Genomic DNA, 18,798 nt, shown 5'->3' on the forward strand with positions numbered 1-18,798 from the left:
CTCGGCGGCCGGCCTCCGCTAGTACTCCGGGAGGATCAACGAATCCGGGACCTCGGCGGCGGCATCCTGGTCGACGAAGAACACCGTCCGTTTACGTCCCTTGGCCCCGGCGGCGGGGACCTCGTTGTAGCTGGCACCCGCGAGGGCGAGGCCGAGTGCCGACGCCTTGTCGGTGCCGGCGAGGACGAGCCAGACCCGCACGGAGGAGTTGATGGCCGGCCGCGTCAGGCTGAGTCGTTCCGACGGCGGCTTGGGGGAGTTCCGCACCGGCACGACCGAGGTGTCGGTGATCGAGACCTCGGCCCGCTCCGGGAAGAGCGACGCCACGTGACCGTCGGGACCGACACCCAGGAACGTGATGTCGAACCGCGGGTGGTCCTCGCCGGGCCGCGCGAACCGTCGGAGCTCGTCCGCGTACCGCACCGCGGCGGCGTCGAGGTCGATGCCGTCCTCCGGCGCCGGGTATCCGTGCACGTGTTCGGCGACTAGGCCACGCTCCGGAAGCGCCAGCAGGGTCTCCAGCAAGGCCTCGCGTGCCTGCAACTCGTTCCGATCGGCGTCGTCCCGAGCGACCCAGCGCTCGTCTCCCCACCAGAGGTGCACCCGGGACCAGTCCACCCGGTCGCGGTCCTTGGACGCGGCCACGGCGGCGAGCGTCCCCGTGCCGACGGTACCGCCGGTCAGGACGACGTGGACCGTCTCCTGCGACTCGAGCAGTTCGCGGGTTCGGGAGAGGAACCGCTTGGCGACCGAGGTCGTCAGTTGGTCGCGGTCCTGGTAGACGAGGACGCGTCGCTCGGTCGGCATCAGCTGGTCCGAGCGCGGAGCGTGACCGGCTCGCCGAGGCCGGGGAGGCCCACGGTGATGACCTGTCCGTACAGGACGTCCGGGTCGAGCGTGCGCAGCTCCTCGGCGAGGCAGTCGCGCAGACTGCGACGGGGGAGCGAGAGGTCGTGCGTCGGCTGTCCGGGCTGGATCAGCGTCGCGATGTCGGGAACGGGACGTTCGAGGACGACGTTGCCGGACGCCCGCGTGAGGCGGACACCGTGGATGCCGCTCGACCCGTGCGCCATGCTGAGCTCGTGGGTCACGTCGACCTGCAACTGCAGCTGGAGCCAGGCGGCGAGCAGCTCGGTCGACGGGGAGTCCGATGCTCCGGAGACCTCGATCGCCGTGACGGGCTCGTACGGCGGCTGGTCGAGCACCGCCGCGAGCTGTGCACGCCAGAGCGTGAGCCTGGTCCACGCGAAGTCCGTGTCTCCGGGGGCGTAGTTCGCCGCGCGACCGCGGAGGGCGGCGTGGGTGTCCGCCGCCGCGGACGCGTCGGTGATGCGACGCTGGGCGATGCGGCCGATCGGAGACGTCGAGACGCGTTCGGGTGCCTCACCGGGCCACCAGGCGACCACGGGTGCGTCGGGCAGGAGCAGCCCGGTCACGAGGCTCTCCTCGTTCTCGGCGACCGCACCGTAGGCGCGGAGGATGACCACCTCGCTCGCTCCGGCGTCGCCGCCGACGCGGATCTGGGCATCGAGCCGGTCTCCGATGGAGGAGTGCTGGTCGTCGTGCTCGGTGGAGAGGACGATGACCCGCATGGGGTGCTCGCGGGAAGCCTCGTTGGCGGCCTCGATGGCCTCCTCCTCGGCTCCGAGCCGCGTCGAGATCACCAGGGTGAGCACGCGTCCCAGGGCGACGGCGCCGCCGTCCTCGCGGATGGTCACGAGCGCCTTCGAGAGCTTGCTCGTGGTCGTGTCTGGCAGGTCTACGATCATGGTCGTCTCCAGGTGCGTCCGTCGCGGTTCATGAGGTCGTCGGCCGAGGACGGGCCCCAGGTGCCGGGAGCGTATTGCTCGAGCGGCGTGTCCTGAGCGGCCCAGTACTCCTCGATCGGGTCGAGGATCTTCCAGGAGAGCTCGACCTCCTCGTGACGGGGGAAGAGGGGCGGGTCGCCGAGCAGGACGTCGAGGATGAGACGTTCGTACGCCTCGGGGCTCGCCTCGGTGAAGGCGTGGCCGTAGCCGAAGTCCATCGTGACGTCGCGGACCTGGGTGCCGGCACCCGGGACCTTCGAACCGAAGCGGATGGTGACACCCTCGTCGGGCTGGACGCGGATGACCAAAGCGTTCTGGCCGAGCGCCGAGGTCTGGCTCTCCGCGAACAGGTACTGCGGAGCACGCTTGAAGACGACCGCGATCTCGGTGACGCGGCGTCCGAGGCGCTTCCCAGCACGCAGGTAGAACGGCACACCGGCCCACCGACGCGTGTTGATGTCGAGCCTCATGGCCGCGTAGGTCTCGGTCGTCGACTCCGGGTTCATCCCGTCCTCGTCGAGGAAGCCCAGCACGTGCTCGCCGCCCTGCCAACCACCGGCGTACTGCCCACGGGCCGTCGCGGCCCCGAGGTCGTCGGGGAGGCGGACGGCCGCGAGGACCTTCTCCTTCTCCGCGCGCAGGTCTGCGGCGTTGAAGGAGATCGGCTCCTCCATCGCCGTGAGGGCGAGGAGCTGCAGCAGGTGGTTCTGGATGACGTCGCGCGCCGCTCCGATGCCGTCGTAGTACCCGGCACGACCACCGACGCCGATGTCCTCGGCCATGGTGATCTGCACGTGGTCGACGTAGTTGGCGTTCCAGATGGGCTCGTACAGCTGGTTCGCGAACCGGAGCGCCAGGATGTTCTGGACGGTCTCCTTGCCGAGGTAGTGGTCGATCCGGAAGATCGAGTCCGACGGGAAGACCGACTGCACGATGTCGTTCAGCTCGCGAGCCGTCTTGAGGTCGCTGCCGAACGGCTTCTCGATGACCACCCGGCGCCACTGACCGTCGGCGGGTTCCGCGAGTCCCGAGCGACGGAGCTGCTCGGTGACCTGCGGGAACGCCTTCGGGGGGATCGAGAGGTAGAACGCGTGGTTGCCCATCGTCCCGCGATCCGCATCGAGCTCCTCGATGGTCTCCTTCAGCTTCTCGAACGCCGCGTCGTCACCGAATTCACCGGGGACGAACCGGATGCCCTGTGCGAGCTGGTTCCAGACGTCCTCGCGGAACTCGGTCCGGGCGTACTGCTTCACGGATTCGTGGACGACCTCCATGAAGTCCTGGTCCTCCCAGTCCCGTCGGGCGAACCCGACGAGTGAGAAGCCAGGGGGTAGGAGGCCCCGGTTTGCGAGGTCGTACACGGCCGGCATCAGCTTCTTGCGCGACAGGTCGCCTGTCACGCCGAAGATGATGAGGCCGCTCGGACCGGCGATCCGATTGAGGCGTCGGTCGGTGTCCACCCGCAGCGGGTTGGACTCCGGGGTGATTTCCACCGGGGACATGAAGCTCCTTGTGCAGTGACGCGCTAGTCGTTGACGGCGTCGAAGAGGGTGACGATGTTCTGGTCCGGCGCCGTGAGGGTCAGCGTGAGGACCGGACGACCGTGCTCGGCGAGGACGCGGGCGTCGCCGCCAGCCTGGGCCTCGATGAGCTGGCCGAAGGTGAACGGGCGCTCGGGGATCTCCAGGTCGACGGGGGCCGTCTCGGTGATCTGCAGGAACACGCCGTTCGCGGGTCCGCCCTTGTGGTACTGACCCGTCGAGTGCAGGAAGCGCGGACCCCACCCGAAGGTCGTGGGTCGTGCCGCCTTCGCCGCGACGAGGTCGCGGATGCTCTCGAGCTGCGGGGAGGCGAGACGGTCGACGTAGCCCTGGATCGCGACGTAGCCGTCGGAGGGGAGCTGCGCGAGCAGTGCCTCGACGGCGCCGGACAGGGTGGTCACGCCGTCGAGCAGACCGGCCGAGCCGCGGACCTCGACACCGTCGGCGACGAAGGCGGGTGCCTCAGGCTCCGGACGGTTGTCGAGCAGACCACGGGTGGCGACCTTCGCGGACTCGACGTCCGGCTGGTCGAACGGGTCGATGCCGATGAGGCGCCCGGCGACGACGGTCGCGTACTCCCACACCAGCATCATCGCGCCGAGGCTGCCGCTGACGAGGATCTCGCCCTCGTGGCGGTCGTGGCGCAGCAGGTGGAACTCGTGGGCGTCGTCGACGATGCGGACGATCTGGAGGTCGGCCGGCTTCGACTCGAGCTCGGGAGCGAGCGGGTTGAGCACGACGGGCAGCAGGCCGCGACCGGACTTACCGGTCGATTCGGCGATGAGCTGTTCGGCCCAGTCCGGGAATCCGACGATGTGCGTCCCGTCGGTGATGAGACCGACCTTGTCGCGCAGCGGAACGGTGCCGCCGATCGCCGCACCCAGGATGAGTCCCGGGTTCGACGCGTCGTCGATCGCGAGTTCTCCGAGCACCGCGTCGGCCTCGTCGAGCAGCGCGCCGATGTCGACACCGGCGAGACCGGACGGCACGAGACCGAAGGCGGTGAGCGCACTGTAGCGACCGCCGACGTTGGGGTCGGCGTTGAAGACCCGGTAGCCGGCCTCGTTCGCCGCCGCCTCGAGCGGGGATCCCGGGTCGGTGACGATGACGATGCGACCGGCGGGGTCGATCCCCGCAGCCGTGAACGCGGCCTCGTAGGCGCGGCGCTGACTGTCGGTCTCGACCGTGGAGCCGGACTTCGAGGAGACGACGAGCACCGAGGTCTCGAGCCGGTCCGCCAGGGCCGCGAGGACCTGACCGGGAGCGGTCGAGTCGAGGACGGTGAGGTTGCCACCCAGCGTGTTCGTGATGACCTCGGGTGCGAGCGAGGAACCGCCCATGCCCGCGAGCACGATGTGGTCGATGCCCTCGTCGTTGAACTGCTCACGGAGCGCGAGGATCGGCTCGACCAGCGGGCGGGAGATGGAGACCGCCTGGACCCAGCCGAGGCGCTTGGACGCCTCTGCCTCGGCCGCGGGACCCCACAGCGTGGGGTCCTGGTCCGTGATGCGCGACGCGACGAGGTCGCTGACGAGCGTCGGGACCACCGATGCGACAGCGGCTTCCGCCGCGCCGCTCACGCGGATCTTGAAGCTCACTTGGAGGCCTCCAGAGCCGTCTTCACGGTCTCGAGCAGCTCGTCCCAGGACACGATGAACTTCTCGACGCCCTCACGCTCGAGCAGCGCCGTCACCTCGTCGTAGGACACGCCGAGTGCGGCGATGGCGTCGAGGACCTCGTTCGCAGCCGCGTAGGAGCCGGTGACGGTGTCGCCGGTGATGACGCCGTGGTCGAAGGTCGCCTCGAGGGTCTTCTCCGGCATGGTGTTGACCACGCCGTCGGCGACGAGCTCGGTCACGTAGAGCGTGTCGGGGAGGTCGGCGGACTTGACGCCCGTCGAGGCCCAGAGCGGACGCTGCTTGTTGGCGCCGGCCTCGAGGAGCGCGGTGGCACGCTCGCTCGCGAACTCCTGCTCGAAGACCTGGTAGGCGAGCTGGGCGTTGGCGACGCCGGCCTTGCTCTTCAGCGCGGTCGCCTCGGGGCTGCCGATCGCGTCGAGACGCTTGTCGATCTCGGTGTCGACCCGCGACACGAAGAACGAGGCGACCGAGTGGATCGTCGAGAGGTCGTGTCCCGCGGCCTTGGCCTGCTCGAGACCGGTGAGGAACGCGTTGATGACCTCGCGGTAGCGGGTGAGGCTGAAGATCAACGTGACGTTGACGCTGATGCCGGCGCCGATGACCGCGGTGATGGCCTCGAGACCCTCGACCGTAGCGGGGATCTTGATCATCGCGTTGGGCTGGTTGACCTTGGCCCAGAGCTGCTTGGCCTGGTCGATCGTCGAGGCTGCGTCGTGCGCGAAGCCCGGCTCGACCTCGATCGACACGCGGCCGTCGTACCCGTTCGAGGAGTCGTAGACCCCACGGAAGATCTTCGATGCCGCGGCCACGTCGTCGGTGGTGATCTCGAAGACCGCCTCGGTGACGTCCTTGCCTTCGGCGGCGAGCTGGGCGACCTGCTCGGCGTAGACGTCGCCGTTGCTGAGCGCGGACGCGAAGATCGTCGGGTTCGTCGTGACGCCGACGACGTTGCGGTCGGCGATGAGCTGCTCCAGCCCACCGGACTGGATGCGTCCGCGGGAGAGGTCGTCGAGCCAGATGCTGACGCCGGCGGCGGACAGCTGGGCGGTTGGGGTTTCAGTCATGTTCTTCTGTCTCCTTCGCCCGGGCTACTTGCCGAGCGTCTCGTGTGCTGCGGAGACGACTGCCTCCGTGGTGATGCCGAACTCACGGAACAGCGTCTTGTAGTCGGCGGACGCACCGAAGTGCTCGATCGACACGGTCCGGCCGGCGTCGCCGACGATGCTCTTCCATGTCAGGCCGAGACCCGCCTCGACGGAGACGCGTGCGGTGACGGCCTTCGGGAGGACGGACTCGCGGTACTCGGCGGACTGCTCCTCGAACCACTCGAGTGCGGGCACCGAGACGACGCGGGCGTTGACGCCCTCGCCGCGCAGGACCTCGCGGGCCTCGACGGCGAGCTGGAGCTCGGAGCCCGTCGCGATGAGGATGACGTCCGGCGTGCCGCCGGGCGCCTCGGCGAGGATGTACGCACCCTTGGCGACGTTCGACGCTGCAGCGAAGGTCTCGCCGGTGGCGTCGCCCGCGCCGCGCTCGAACACCGGGATGTTCTGACGGGTCAGCGCGATGCCGGTCGGTCCGCCGCGACGCTTGAGGATCTCGAGCCAGGCATAGGCCACCTCGTTCGCGTCACCCGGTCGCACGACGGCGAGGTTCGGGATGGCACGGAGCGAGGCGAGCTGCTCGATCGGCTGGTGCGTGGGGCCGTCCTCACCGAGGGCGACGGAGTCGTGGGTCCACACGAAGATGGACGGCACGTTCATGAGCGCGGCGAGACGGACGGCCGGACGCATGTAGTCGCTGAAGATGAGGAAGGTGCCACCGAACGCGCGGGTCGGGCCGTGCAGGACGATGCCGTTGAGGATCGCGGCCATGGCGTGCTCGCGGATGCCGAAGTGCAGGACGCGACCGTAGGGGTTCCCGGTCCACTCGTGGGTGGAGTGCTCGCTCGGGATGAACGACGCACCGCCCTCGATCGTCGTGTTGTTCGACTCGGCGAGGTCGGCCGAACCGCCCCAGAGCTCCGGGATGACCGGGCCGAGGGCGTTGAGCACCTTGCCGGATGCGGCGCGGGTCGAGACGTCCTTGCCGGCCTCGAACACGGGCAGCGCCGACTCGACACCCTCGGGGAGTTCGCCGGCCTCGAGACGCTCGAGCAGCGCAGCGCGCTCCGGGTTGGCCGCGGCCCAGGCGTCGAACGTCTGCTGCCACTCGGCGCGTGCCTCGGCACCGCGGTCGATCGCCTTGCGGGTGTGCTCGATGACCTCGTCGGCGACGAAGAAGTTCTGCTCGGGGTCGAAGCCGAGCACCTCCTTGACGGCCGCGAGCTCCTCGGCGCCCAGCGCCGAACCGTGGATCTTGCCGGAGTTCTGCTTCTTGGGAGCCGGCCAACCGATGATGGTCTTGAGGATGATGAGCGACGGCTTGTCGGTCTCGGCCTTCGCGGCCTCGATCGCGTCGTTGAGCGCGTGGACGTCCTCGACGTACTCGCCCGTCTTCTTCCAGTCGACGACCTGGACGTGCCAGTGGTAGGCCTCGTAGCGGGCCTTGACGTCCTCGGTGAAGGCGATGTTGGTGTCGTCCTCGATCGAGATCTGGTTGGAGTCGTAGATCGCGATGAGGTTGCCGAGCTGCTGGTGACCGGCGAGCGAGGAGGCCTCGCTCGTGACGCCTTCCTGCAGGTCGCCGTCACCGGCGATGACGTAGACGAAGTGGTCGAACGGGCTCGTGCCGGCCTCGGCCTCGGGGTCGAACAGGCCACGCTCGAAGCGGGACGCGTACGCGAAGCCCACGGCGGAGGCGAGCCCCTGGCCGAGGGGACCGGTGGTGATCTCGACGCCGTCGGTGTGGCCGTACTCCGGGTGACCCGGCGTGAGCGAGCCCCAGGTGCGGAGCGCCTCGAGGTCGGAGAGTTCCAGACCGTAGCCGCCCAGGTAGAGCTGGACGTACTGGGTCAGCGAGCTGTGCCCGACCGACAGGACGAAGCGGTCGCGTCCGAGCCAGTCCTGGTCCTTCGGATCGCGTCGCATGACCTTCTGGAACAGCAGGTAGGCGGCGGGGGCGAGACTCATCGCCGTTCCCGGGTGGCCGTTGCCGACCTTCTCCACCGCGTCGGCGGCGAGGATGCGCGCCGTGTCGACTGCTTTGCTGTCAATGCTTTCCCACTGCAGATCTGCCACTGAATACTGACCCTTCTCATCGGAACAGGAGGCCGACGAGCGGTCGAGCCTTCTTCTGTGCGTTCGCGGCCCACGTCGTCTTCGGCGTCCGAGCACACGACACCGCTCTTCGAACTGGGTGAAGGGGGGCGCACGCGTGCACAGTGGCTGGCGAGCACTTCCCAGCATAGCGAACCCCTGCAGCCGAGGGTCGATGTTCGACGAGCGCGAACACGCGACGTCACGGATCGTCGCAGAGCTTGCAGGACGGGCGTCACCCGGCGAGGGACCGCGCGTCTGCGCACCGTGAGTAGGGAGCCGTCCGCGCGTGTCGTAGAATCGTCTGCGGACCGCGCACCGGGCGAGCAGTGCGTGGTGAACCGAACGTTAGAGGAGCAATGGACGTCGCTGTAGCAGAACGTGTGTCGAGCCCCAAGCTCGGTTTCCGACGCAAGGCGAAGGCGTACATCGCCCTCACCAAGCCGCGGGTCATGGAACTGCTGCTCGTGACGACGATCCCCGTCATGATCCTCGCGAAGGGCGGTCTGCCCGACTGGTGGCTCGTCATCGCGACCGTCATCGGCGGGTCGTTGAGCGCCGGCTCCGCGGCGGCGTTCAACTGCTACATCGACCGCGACATCGACGCGGTCATGGACCGCACGAAGAAGCGCCCCCTCGTGACCGGCGAGCTCACGCCGCGCGAGGCACTCGTGTTCGCGTGGACGCTCGGCGTCGTCTCGACGGTCTGGCTCCTCGCCACCACCAACTGGCTCGCGGCCGCACTGTCCGTCGGCGCGATCCTCTTCTACGTCTTCGTGTACACGCTGTGGCTGAAGCGACGCACCCAGCAGAACATCATCTGGGGTGGCATCGCGGGCTGCTTCCCCGTCGTCATCGGCTGGGCCGCCGTCACCGGTTCGCTCTCGTGGGCACCGATCATCCTCTTCGCGGTCGTGTTCCTCTGGACGCCGCCCCACTACTGGCCGCTGTCCATGAAGTACCGCAGTGACTACCAGGCCGTCGGCGTGCCGATGCTCGCCGTCGTCCGCGGTCGCGCGCAGGTCGGCCTCCAGGTCATCCTGTACGCGTGGGCGACGGTCGTCTGCTCGCTCCTGCTCATCCCGGTGGCCGACATGGGGCTGCTGTACAGCGCCGTCGCCCTCCTGTCCGGCGGCTGGTTCGTCTACGAGACCCACCGCCTCTACAACCTCGCTATCCGCCACGAGCACGTCTCGCCGATGCGCGTCTTCCACGGTTCGATCACCTACCTGACCCTCCTGTTCCTCGCCGTCGGCATCGACCCGCTGCTCCCGTTCTGACCCGGTGGCTGACGCAGCGGAACGCGGCCGGCTGATCGCTGCGACGGGGGAGAGCCCCGACATCGTCTTCGACCGGTTCGTCTCCTGGGCCGAGGCCGGCGGACTCAGCCTGTACCCGGCGCAGGAGGAGGCGCTCATCGGCATCGTCGACGGCGCCAACGTCATCCTCTCCACCCCGACGGGCACCGGCAAGAGCCTCGTCGCCGCCGGCGCGCACTTCGCGGCGCTGAGCTCCGGTCGCCGCAGCTACTACACGGCCCCGATCAAGGCGCTCGTCAGCGAGAAGTTCTTCGCACTCGTCGAGATGTTCGGCGCGGAGAACGTCGGGATGGTCACCGGGGACTCCTCGGTGAACGCCGACGCGCCGATCATCTGCTGCACCGCTGAGATCGTCGCCAACCTGGCGCTCCGGCACGGCGAGGACGCCGGCATCGACCAGGTCGTGATGGACGAGTTCCACTTCTACGCCGACCCCGACCGCGGGTGGGCGTGGCAGGTGCCGCTCCTCACCCTCCCGGACACGCAGTTCATCCTCATGTCCGCGACCCTCGGCGACGTCGGCGACCTCGCGCGCGACCTCGAGCGCCGGACCGGCCGCGAGACCGCCATCGTGACCGGTGTCGAACGACCGGTCCCGCTCCATTTCTCCTACGCGACCACACCGATCCACGAGACCGTGGAAGACCTCCTCCACACGGGACAGGCTCCGATCTACATCGTCCACTTCGCGCAGGCGGCGGCGCTCGAGCGGGCGCAGGCCTTGACCAGCCTCAAGGTCGTCACCCGCGAGCAACGCGACGAGATCGCCGACGCCATCGGCGACTTCCGGTTCAGCACCGCGTTCGGCACGACGCTGTCCCGGCTCGTCCGCAGCGGGATCGGCGTGCACCACGCCGGCATGCTGCCGAAGTACCGACGCCTCGTGGAGCAGCTGGCCCAACGTGGTCTCCTCCGCGTCATCTGCGGGACGGACACCCTCGGCGTCGGGATCAACGTCCCGATCCGCACGGTCCTGTTCACGGCGCTCACGAAGTACGACGGCACGAAGATGCGCCAGGTGAACGCCCGGGAGTTCCACCAGATCGCCGGTCGTGCGGGTCGGGCCGGCTACGACACCGCGGGCACCGTCGTCGTCCAGGCACCCGAGCACGAGACCGAGAACCTCAAGCTCATCGAGAAGGCCGGCGACGACCCGAAGAAGCGCCGGAAGATCATCCGGAAGAAGGCGCCGGAGGGGTTCGTGTCCTGGGGGGAGCCGAGCTTCCAGCGCCTCGTCGCGGCCGAGCCTGAAACGCTGACCAGCCACATGCAGCTCACCCACGCGATGATGCTCAGCGTCATCGCACGCGGCGGTGACAGCTTCGGCACCATCCGCTCCCTCGTCTTCGACAACCACGAGCCTCGGGCGAGACGCTTCGCCCTGGCCAGGCGCGCGCTCGAGATCTACCGCACCCTCCGCACGGCAGGCGTCATCACCCAGACGATCGACCCCGAGACGGGTGAGGTCGTCATCGGCCTCACGGTCGAGCTGCAGCCGAACTTCGCGCTCAACGCTCCGCTGTCGCCCTTCGCCCTCGCCGCGTTCGAGCTCTTGGACCCCGCGGAGCCCGGCTTCGCCCTCGACGTCATCTCGGTCGTCGAGTCGACGCTCGACGATCCGCGCCAGATCGTCATGGCCCAGCAGCACCTCGCCAGGGGCGAGGCCGTGCAGGCGATGAAGGCCGAGGGGATCGAATACGACCAGCGCATGGAGCTCCTCGAGGCGGTCACCCATCCGAGACCGCTGGCGGAACTCCTCGAAGCGGCGTTCACGAGCTACACCGCTGCGCAGCCGTGGGCACTCGACCTCGAGCTCCGCCCGAAGGCGGTCGTGCGCGACTTCATCGAGCGTGCACTGAACTTCAGCGAATTCGTCTCGTTCTACAGTCTCTCGAGGTCCGAGGGACTCGTCCTGCGGTACCTCTCCGACGCCTTCCGGGCGATCCGGCAGAGCGTGCCGGACGAGTTCAAGGACGAAGAGCTCCAGGACCTCATCGAGTGGCTCGGCGAACTCGTCCGACAGGTCGACTCGAGTCTGCTCGACGAGTGGGAGGAACTGTCCCACCCGGACCCCGAACGCCATGCGGAGGCGAGTCGGTCACTCCCACCCACGCCACGGAGCGTCCTCGCCAACCGCCGGGCGTTCACCGTCCTCGTCCGGAACGAACTCTTCCGCCGGGTCCAGCTCGCGTCGCTGGAGCACTACGACGCGCTCGGCGAGCTCGACGCGTCGGCCGGATTCGACGCCGACACCTGGGCGGACGCCATGGATCCGTACTTCGAGGAGCACGGTGAACTCCCGACCGGTGCTGCAGCACGGAGCCCGGCGCTGCTCGTCGTCGACGACGAGGACGAGCGCCCCGTCGGCGACGCGGGTGGTGTCTGGCGGGTGCGTCAGGTGTTCGCCGATCCGGCCGGCGACCATGACTGGGGGATCAGCGCGGTCATCGATCTCGACGCCTCCGACGAGACCGGGACCGCGGTCGTCCGCGTGACCGCGGTCGGGATGCTCTGAGTCCTCAGCAGGCGCAGTGAGTCGTCAGCAGGCCCGCTGACCCGTCAGCGGAAGTGCGTCTGAGCCGTCAGCGGGAGACGCTGAGGGATGCCGACTCCTCGACGCGTGACGCGGTCCGGACCGGGATCCGCTGCTGCAGCACGACCCAGGTCATCGCGGCGACGAGCAGTCCGGCGAGCACCATGTGCAGCCCGACGAGCACCTCGGGGAGTCCGAGGCGGGCCTGGGTGAGCCCCACGATGATCTGCACCACTTCGACCGCGAGCAGCGTGGAGACCGCGGTGCGCACCCCGCGCGACCCGCGGCGGGCACCGAGCGCGATCGCGCCGACGAGCAGCACGATGGTGCCGGCGAGCGTCGCGTAGGCGGGCCAGCTGTGCAGGTGCTGGAGGAACTCGGGGTCGAACCCGTTGCGCGGCGCCGGCACCTCCTTCGAGTTGTCGCCGGCGTGCGGGCCCGAGCCCGTCGTCAGGATGCCGAACACGACGGTGACGGCGACGAAGAGGCTCGTCAGGTGGACGACGCCGAGGTACCAGCCGGGCATGACCTTCACCGCACCACGGGGCCCGCGGTAGACCCGATGGACGAGCATCGTCGCGAGGGCGACCAGGACGATCGAGATGACGAAGTGCAGCCCGACCACGTACGGGTTCAGCCCGGTGAGGACGGTGATGCCGCCGAGGACCGCCTGCGCGGGGATCGACAGGCCCTGGAGCAGGGTCAGTCGGAAGAGGTCGGGGCGCTGCCGACGCATGCGGATCACCGCGAGGAACGCGGCGATCACGATGGCCGCGAGGACGAAGGTCAGAAGGCGGTTGCCGAACTCGATGAAGCCGTGGATGCCCATCTCCGGCGTGTTGACGAAGGAGTCGTCCGTGCAGCGCGGCCACGTCGGGCATCCGAGCCCGGAGGCCGTCAGGCGGACGGCGCCCCCGGTCCCGATGAGGACGAGCTGGAAGGCGAACGAGAGCCAGGCGACGACCCGTACGCGCTTGTCGATCGTCGTCGGCAACCACTGCCAGAACCGGGTGGCCCGCACCCGGTCGGGAAGGGACGGTGCCGGCGTCGGTCGACCGGCGGTCTTGGAGTGGTGTGACACGGGTCGATCCTTCGGTTCGCGGTGGCCACGGCTGCGGTATCCACCGTCCTCACCCACAACCCACAGGAAGCTGTAGGATTATGAGGTTCACGGTGCGCGCGAGAAGCGCCATGGTTCATGAACATTGTAGGTTCGCGAAGAAGCCGCCCGCACATCCCCTCCCCAATCCGCTCCGATCAGGCGCGTGCCATGGGAGGGAATGACGACCTCCAGCCGGTGGTTGTCTCCAGGGAGGAAAGAGGGACACATGTCAGACATCCTGATCGATCGCCCGGAGCTCGCCGGACTCGGCCAATACGAGTTCGGATGGCACGACGGCGACGTCGCCGGCGCTTCAGCGCGCCGCGGCATCTCCACGGAGGTCGTGGCCGACATCTCCGCACTGAAGAGCGAACCGGACTGGATGCTGCAGCGCCGCCTCAAGGCCCTGCAGCTGTTCGAGCGCAAGCCCATGCCGACGTGGGGCGCCGACCTCTCCGAGATCGACTTCGAGAACATCAAGTACTTCGTCCGGTCCACCGAGAAGCAGGCTCAGACCTGGGAGGACCTGCCGGACGACATCAAGAACACCTACGAGAAGCTCGGCATCCCCGAGGCGGAGCGCCAGCGCCTCGTCTCCGGCGTCGCCGCGCAGTACGAGTCCGAGGTGGTCTACCACCAGATCAACGAGGAGCTCGAGGCGCAGGGTGTCATCTTCATGGACACCGACACGGCGTTGCGTGAGCACCCCGAGTTCTTCGAGGAGTACTTCGGCACGGTCATCCCGTCCGGCGACAACAAGTTCGCCGCGCTGAACACCGCCGTGTGGTCGGGTGGCTCCTTCGTCTACGTGCCGCCCGGCGTGCACGTCGAGATCCCGCTGCAGGCCTACTTCCGGATCAACACCGAGAACATGGGTCAGTTCGAGCGCACGCTGATCATCGCCGACGAGGGCAGCTACGTGCACTACATCGAGGGTTGCACCGCGCCGATCTACAAGTCGGACTCGCTGCACTCCGCGGTCGTCGAGATCATCGTCAAGAAGAACGCCCGCGTCCGCTACACGACGATCCAGAACTGGTCGAACAACGTCTACAACCTGGTCACGAAGCGCGCCACGGCCGCCGAAGGCGCGACCATGGAGTGGATCGACGGCAACATCGGATCCAAGGTCACGATGAAGTACCCGTCCATCTACCTCATGGGCGAGCACGCCAAGGGCGAGACCCTGTCCGTCGCGTTCGCCGGTCCCGGCCAGCACCAGGACGCCGGCGCGAAGATGATCCACATGGCTCCGTACACGCAGTCGTCCATCGTCTCCAAGTCGATCGCCCGAGGCGGCGGACGCGCGGGATACCGCGGCGAGGTCCGGGTGGACGCCAACGCCCATCACTCGGCCAACACCGTGCGCTGCGACGCGCTCCTGGTCGACACCATCTCCCGCAGCGACACGTACCCGGCGATCGACATCCGTGTGGACGACGTCCAGCTCGGACACGAGGCGACGGTGTCCAAGGTCAGCGAGGAGCAGCTCTTCTACCTCATGAGCCGCGGCATGCCGGAAGACGAGGCCATGGCGATGATCGTCCGGGGCTTCATCGAGCCGATCGCCCGCGAACTGCCCATGGAGTACGCACTCGAACTCAACAAGCTCATCGAGATGGGCATGGAAGGATCCGTCGGTTAATGACGACTGCAGCACCGACTCAGACCGAAGGACAGCACGGCATCACGGCACACAGCGACGGCGCAGGACGCGTCATCCCGGTGCAGACCCGATCGGAGCGCTTCAGCTCCTATGATGTCGCCGACTTCCCAGCGGTGACGGGACGCGAGGCGGTCTGGAAGCTCAGCCCGGTCGCGCAGTTCACCGACCTCACCGCGGGGGAGCTCGACGGCTCGCCCACCCCGATCACGCACGACGACGTCGACGGCTTCAGCGTCGAGTGGATCAGTCGCGACGACGCCCGCGTCGGCTCCGCCGGCGTGCCGGAGGAGCGCGCCTCCGCGAACGCCTGGTCGAGCTTCGACCAGGCGCTGGCGATCTCGGTCACGGGCGAGGAGTCCAAGACCCTGCGCCTCGAGCGGAGCGGGCTCGGCGACGGCGCCCGCGCTGCGCACACCGTCATCACCGCCGCACCGTTCAGCCGCGGCCTCATCATCATCGAGAACGCGGGCGACGCCCGCCTCACCGAGAACGTCGAGATCGTCGTCGGCGAGCAGGCCGACGTGACCGTCGTGACCGTGCAGTGGTGGGACGACGCAGCCGTGCACCTCGCCAGCCACTTCGCGTCCATCGGTCGCGACGCCCACCTCAAGCACGTCGTGGTGTCGCTCGGCGGCAAGGTCGTCCGGGTGAACCCGACCCTGCACCTCGCCGGTCAGGGCTCGGACCTCGACTCGCTCGGCGTGTACTTCTCCGACGCGGGTCAGCACCTCGAGCAGCAGGTCTACATGCACCACGACGCACCGAACACCCGCGGGCGCGTGACCTACAAGGGCGCACTGCAGGGCGAGGGTGCGCGGTCCGTGTGGATCGGCGACGTCCTCATCAGCAACCGTGCCGTCGGCACCGACAGCTACGAGCAGAACCGCAACCTGGTCCTCTCCGACGGCACCCGTGCCGACTCCGTGCCGAACCTCGAGATCGAGACCGGCGACATCGCCGGTGCCGGTCACGCGAGCGCGACCGGACGCTTCGACGACGAGCAGCTCTTCTACCTGCAGGCTCGAGGCATCCCTGAGGACGAGGCACGACGACTCGTCGTCCGCGGCTTCCTCGTGGAGATCATCCAGCAGATCGGCGACACCGAGCTGCAGGAGCGCCTCTCGGCGGCCATCGAGGCCGAACTGCTCGGCGCCGACGGACAGGGCACCGGCGGAGCGCAGCACTGATGGCAACGAAGGTGTGCTCGTTCGACGAGCTCGCCGTCAACCAGGCCAAGCGGGTCGTGGTGGACGGCGTGCCGATCGCCCTCGTGCGCGACGCATCGGACGAACTGTTCGCGATCGGCGACGTCTGCACCCACGGCGACATCTCGCTGTCCGAAGGCTTCGTCGAGGACGGCAACCTCGAATGCTGGGCACACGGCTCGCAGTTCTCGCTCACGACGGGCAAGCCGCTCACCCTTCCGGCCTACGAGCCGGTCCCCGTCTACACCGTCGAGCTCATCGACGGCGACATCTACATCGACCCGACCGCAACGAAAGAGATCTAGCACCATGTCAGTCCTCGAAATCCGCGACCTGCACGTCAGCGTCGAAACCGAACAGGGCACCAAGCCGATCCTGCGTGGCGTCGACCTCACCATCCGGAAGGGCGAGACCCACGCGATCATGGGTCCGAACGGTTCGGGTAAGTCCACGCTCGCGTACACGATCGCCGGCCACCCGAAGTACACCGTCGACAGCGGATCCATCACGCTGGACGGCGAGGACGTCCTCGCGATGAGCGTCGACGAGCGCGCCCGTGCCGGACTCTTCCTCGCGATGCAGTACCCCGTCGAGATCCCCGGTGTCACGGTCACGAACTTCCTTCGCACGGCGAAGACCGCGGTCGACGGCGAGGCGCCCGCGATCCGCGGCTGGATCAAGGACGTCCGCGAGTCGATGAAGAACCTGCGCATGGAGCCTGCCTTCGCCGAGCGCAACGTCAACGAGGGCTTCTCCGGTGGCGAGAAGAAGCGTCACGAGATCCTCCAGCTCGAGCTGCTGAAGCCGCAGTTCGCAGTCCTCGACGAGACCGACTCCGGCCTCGACGTCGACGCCCTCAAGATCGTGTCCGAGGGCGTCAACCGCGCCAAGGAGAACACGGGCCTCGGCGTCCTGCTGATCACGCACTACACGCGCATCCTGCGCTACATCAAGCCGGACTTCGTGCACGTCTTCGTCGCCGGCAAGATCGCCGAGCAGGGCGGTCCCGAGCTCGCCGACCGACTCGAGAACGAAGGCTACGACCGTTTCCTCGTCGATGCCGTCGTCGCCCCGGAAGGTGCCTGAAGCCGCGCGAGCGGTCTAAGATAACGACATGGTAACAACGCTCAGTCCGCAACGATTCGACGAGGTCGAAGAGGCGCTCAAGGACGTCATGGACCCCGAGCTCGGGGTGAACGTGGTCGACCTCGGTCTCATCTACGACCTGGGTTGGGATGACGAGAACGACGCGCTCATCATCCACATGACCCTGACCTCCGCCGGATGTCCGCTCACGGACGTCCTCGAGGAGCAGACGGGTCAAGCGCTCGACGGCATCGTCGACGCCTTCCGCATCAACTGGGTGTGGATGCCGCCGTGGGGCCCGGAGCGCATCACGGACGACGGGCGCGACATGATGCGTGCCCTCGGCTTCTCGATCTGATCGAACCTCCACGACGACGGACGGCTGCATTGCAGCCGTCCGTCGTCCTGTTCCCGGCAGCGTCGTCCGGCTGATCCCGGATAGGGTCGAGGCATGACCGAGATCGTGTCCGCAGACCCCCTCGACGTCCTGCGCAGCCGGACGAGCGAGAAGTGGTCCGAGTACCCCGACGACGTCTTGCCCATGTTCGTCGCCGAGATGGACGTCCCCCTGGCACCCGTGGTCCGCGATGCCCTGCACGCGGCGATCGACCGCGGTGACGCCGGGTATGTCGCGAGCCGCACGCGGCTCCCGCAGGTGTTCGCCGACTTCGCAGCGCGACGTTGGGGATGGGTCGTGGATCCCGGCTCCGTGTTCACCACCGCCGACGTCAGCATGGGCATCGTCGAGATCCTGCGTCGCGTCATCTCGCCCGGCGAGGGCGTCGTGATCACCTCGCCGGTCTACCCGCCGTTCTTCGACCTCGTCATCGAGGCCGGGGGAGTCGTGGTGGACGTCCCCTTGCTCGGGTCCAGCCGCGCCGACGATCCCGCCGGAGGCTGGCGGCTCGACCTGGACGGTCTCGAAGCCGCCTTCCGCAACGGCGCGAAGGCGTTCCTGCTCTGCAACCCGCACAACCCGATCGGTCGGCCGCACACGGTCGACGAACTCCGCTCGGTCGCCGCGCTGGCCGCGCGGTACGGGGTCACGGTCGTGAGCGATGAGATCCACGCTCCGCTCACCCAGCCGGGCGAGCGGTTCGTCCCCTATCTCAGCGTGTCCGACGAGGCCGCCGAACACGGGTACGCCGTCCTGTCGGCGAGCAAGGCTTGGAACCTCGCCGGCCTGAAGTGCGCGGTGATGGTCACCGCCGGCCCGGGGCCGCGGAGCGTGGTCGCGGGGATGCCGGTCGAGGTGTTCTGGCGGACGGGTCAGTTCGGTGTGCTGGCTTCGGTCGCCGCCTTCGAGGCCGGAGAGCCCTGGTTGGACGGGCTCCTCGGGTTGCTCGACGGCAACCGGCGGCTGCTCGGTGAGCTGCTGGGCACCGAGTTGCCAGAGGTCGGCTACCGTCCGCCTGCCGCCGGGTACCTCGCCTGGCTGGACTGCACCGCGCTCGGTTGGACCGAACCCCCGGCGCGGCGCATCCTGCGCGAGGCGCGCGTGGCCCTGCAGGAGGGAGCCCCGTTCGGGCCCGGAGGCGTCGGCCACGCACGACTCAACCTGGCCTGCTCACCCGAGCTCCTCACCGAGGCGATCGGACGGATCTCCGCCCTGCGTTGACGCCCGTCCGGCCGCGCCGGAACCCTGCCGGAACGGCCGCGGTGCTGAGCATCGGATTCACGATTTATACTGGGAGGCTGACC

15 protein-coding genes are annotated in these 18,798 nt (G+C 68.4%); 8 read left to right on the forward strand and 7 right to left on the reverse strand.

What is annotated here, in order from left to right:
• Positions 1–18 precede the first annotated feature (18 nt).
• The 6 genes from pgl to tkt are packed head-to-tail and all read right to left on the reverse strand — an operon-like array spanning position 19 to position 8,168.
• On the reverse strand, positions 19–807 hold the full coding sequence (gene pgl, locus ITJ66_RS11445) for a 6-phosphogluconolactonase (RefSeq protein WP_194644628.1): 789 nt from the start codon (positions 805–807) through the stop codon (positions 19–21).
• Positions 807–1,769, reverse strand: coding sequence for a glucose-6-phosphate dehydrogenase assembly protein OpcA (locus tag ITJ66_RS11450; RefSeq protein ID WP_079705959.1), 963 nt, complete (start codon positions 1,767–1,769; stop codon positions 807–809). Before ITJ66_RS11450 ends, pgl begins: the two co-directional genes overlap by 1 nt.
• The gene (zwf, locus tag ITJ66_RS11455; protein ID WP_064296929.1) at positions 1,766–3,310 is read right to left on the reverse strand and encodes a glucose-6-phosphate dehydrogenase; all 1,545 of its coding nucleotides are present in this window, start codon (positions 3,308–3,310) and stop codon (positions 1,766–1,768) included. Before zwf ends, ITJ66_RS11450 begins: the two co-directional genes overlap by 4 nt.
• A 23-nt stretch (positions 3,311–3,333) precedes the next feature.
• Positions 3,334–4,947: a glucose-6-phosphate isomerase gene (locus ITJ66_RS11460; protein WP_191941114.1), complete on the reverse strand. Its 1,614-nt coding sequence runs from the start codon at positions 4,945–4,947 to the stop codon at positions 3,334–3,336.
• Entirely contained in the window at positions 4,944–6,053 is a 1,110-nt protein-coding gene (gene tal / locus ITJ66_RS11465; protein ID WP_159878827.1) for a transaldolase, read from the reverse strand. Before tal ends, ITJ66_RS11460 begins: the two co-directional genes overlap by 4 nt.
• Before the next feature lie 24 nt (positions 6,054–6,077).
• Positions 6,078–8,168 (reverse strand): transketolase, encoded by a 2,091-nt coding sequence (gene tkt, locus ITJ66_RS11470; protein ID WP_194644629.1) that lies wholly within the window; start codon positions 8,166–8,168, stop codon positions 6,078–6,080.
• Positions 8,169–8,545: 377 nt separating this feature from the next.
• On the opposite strand from tkt, the gene ITJ66_RS11475 reads away from it, so the two are divergent.
• On the forward strand, positions 8,546–9,466 hold the full coding sequence (locus ITJ66_RS11475; RefSeq protein ID WP_064296933.1) for a heme o synthase: 921 nt from the start codon (positions 8,546–8,548) through the stop codon (positions 9,464–9,466).
• A gap of 4 nt (positions 9,467–9,470) precedes the next feature.
• Positions 9,471–12,020, forward strand: a complete 2,550-nt coding sequence (locus ITJ66_RS11480) for a DEAD/DEAH box helicase (RefSeq protein ID WP_194644630.1) — start codon at positions 9,471–9,473, stop codon at positions 12,018–12,020.
• Positions 12,021–12,087: 67 nt separating this feature from the next.
• Here the strand turns inward: ITJ66_RS11480 and ITJ66_RS11485 are convergent, their stop codons facing one another.
• Positions 12,088–13,059 (reverse strand): heme A synthase, encoded by a 972-nt coding sequence (locus ITJ66_RS11485; protein WP_137243062.1) that lies wholly within the window; start codon positions 13,057–13,059, stop codon positions 12,088–12,090.
• A gap of 307 nt (positions 13,060–13,366) precedes the next feature.
• On the opposite strand from ITJ66_RS11485, the gene sufB reads away from it, so the two are divergent.
• The 6 genes from sufB to ITJ66_RS11515 all read left to right on the forward strand — a co-directional run bounded on the left by sufB (position 13,367) and on the right by ITJ66_RS11515 (position 18,715).
• Entirely contained in the window at positions 13,367–14,785 is a 1,419-nt protein-coding gene (sufB, locus tag ITJ66_RS11490) for a Fe-S cluster assembly protein SufB (protein WP_056005633.1), read from the forward strand.
• Complete coding sequence (gene sufD, locus ITJ66_RS11495; RefSeq protein WP_191941116.1) at positions 14,785–15,993, forward strand: Fe-S cluster assembly protein SufD; 1,209 nt, start codon at positions 14,785–14,787, stop codon at positions 15,991–15,993. Before sufB ends, sufD begins: the two co-directional genes overlap by 1 nt.
• Positions 15,993–16,316: a non-heme iron oxygenase ferredoxin subunit gene (locus ITJ66_RS11500; protein ID WP_064296937.1), complete on the forward strand. Its 324-nt coding sequence runs from the start codon at positions 15,993–15,995 to the stop codon at positions 16,314–16,316. Before sufD ends, ITJ66_RS11500 begins: the two co-directional genes overlap by 1 nt.
• Positions 16,317–16,320: 4 nt before the next feature.
• Positions 16,321–17,097 carry a Fe-S cluster assembly ATPase SufC gene (sufC, locus tag ITJ66_RS11505; protein ID WP_079002531.1) on the forward strand — a complete coding sequence of 259 codons (777 nt, stop codon included), beginning with the start codon at positions 16,321–16,323 and terminating at the stop codon, positions 17,095–17,097.
• 28 nt (positions 17,098–17,125) lie between these two features.
• Positions 17,126–17,455 carry a metal-sulfur cluster assembly factor gene (locus ITJ66_RS11510; RefSeq protein WP_056005622.1) on the forward strand — a complete coding sequence of 110 codons (330 nt, stop codon included), beginning with the start codon at positions 17,126–17,128 and terminating at the stop codon, positions 17,453–17,455.
• A gap of 93 nt (positions 17,456–17,548) precedes the next feature.
• Entirely contained in the window at positions 17,549–18,715 is a 1,167-nt protein-coding gene (locus ITJ66_RS11515; protein ID WP_191941117.1) for a MalY/PatB family protein, read from the forward strand.
• The last annotated feature ends 83 nt before the right edge of the window (positions 18,716–18,798 follow it).

Origin of the sequence: Plantibacter sp. VKM Ac-2885 (genome assembly GCF_015351205.1) — a bacterium.
Taxonomy (GTDB): domain Bacteria; phylum Actinomycetota; class Actinomycetes; order Actinomycetales; family Microbacteriaceae; genus Plantibacter; species Plantibacter auratus.

Bases quoted from the DNA above. Each gene is read 5' to 3' on its own strand.
- ITJ66_RS11475 (WP_064296933.1), top strand. From the start codon at position 8,546: ATGGACGTCGCTGTAGCAGAACGTGTGTCGAGCCCCAAGCTCGGTTTC.
- ITJ66_RS11500 (WP_064296937.1), top strand. From the start codon at position 15,993: ATGGCAACGAAGGTGTGCTCGTTCGACGAGCTCGCCGTCAACCAGGCC.
- pgl (WP_194644628.1), bottom strand. From the start codon at position 807: ATGCCGACCGAGCGACGCGTCCTCGTCTACCAGGACCGCGACCAACTG.
- tal (WP_159878827.1), bottom strand. From the start codon at position 6,053: ATGACTGAAACCCCAACCGCCCAGCTGTCCGCCGCCGGCGTCAGCATC.
- zwf (WP_064296929.1), bottom strand. From the start codon at position 3,310: ATGTCCCCGGTGGAAATCACCCCGGAGTCCAACCCGCTGCGGGTGGAC.
- ITJ66_RS11515 (WP_191941117.1), top strand. From the start codon at position 17,549: ATGACCGAGATCGTGTCCGCAGACCCCCTCGACGTCCTGCGCAGCCGG.
- sufC (WP_079002531.1), top strand. From the start codon at position 16,321: ATGTCAGTCCTCGAAATCCGCGACCTGCACGTCAGCGTCGAAACCGAA.
- sufB (WP_056005633.1), top strand. From the start codon at position 13,367: ATGTCAGACATCCTGATCGATCGCCCGGAGCTCGCCGGACTCGGCCAA.
- sufD (WP_191941116.1), top strand. From the start codon at position 14,785: ATGACGACTGCAGCACCGACTCAGACCGAAGGACAGCACGGCATCACG.
- ITJ66_RS11450 (WP_079705959.1), bottom strand. From the start codon at position 1,769: ATGATCGTAGACCTGCCAGACACGACCACGAGCAAGCTCTCGAAGGCG.
- ITJ66_RS11510 (WP_056005622.1), top strand. From the start codon at position 17,126: ATGGTAACAACGCTCAGTCCGCAACGATTCGACGAGGTCGAAGAGGCG.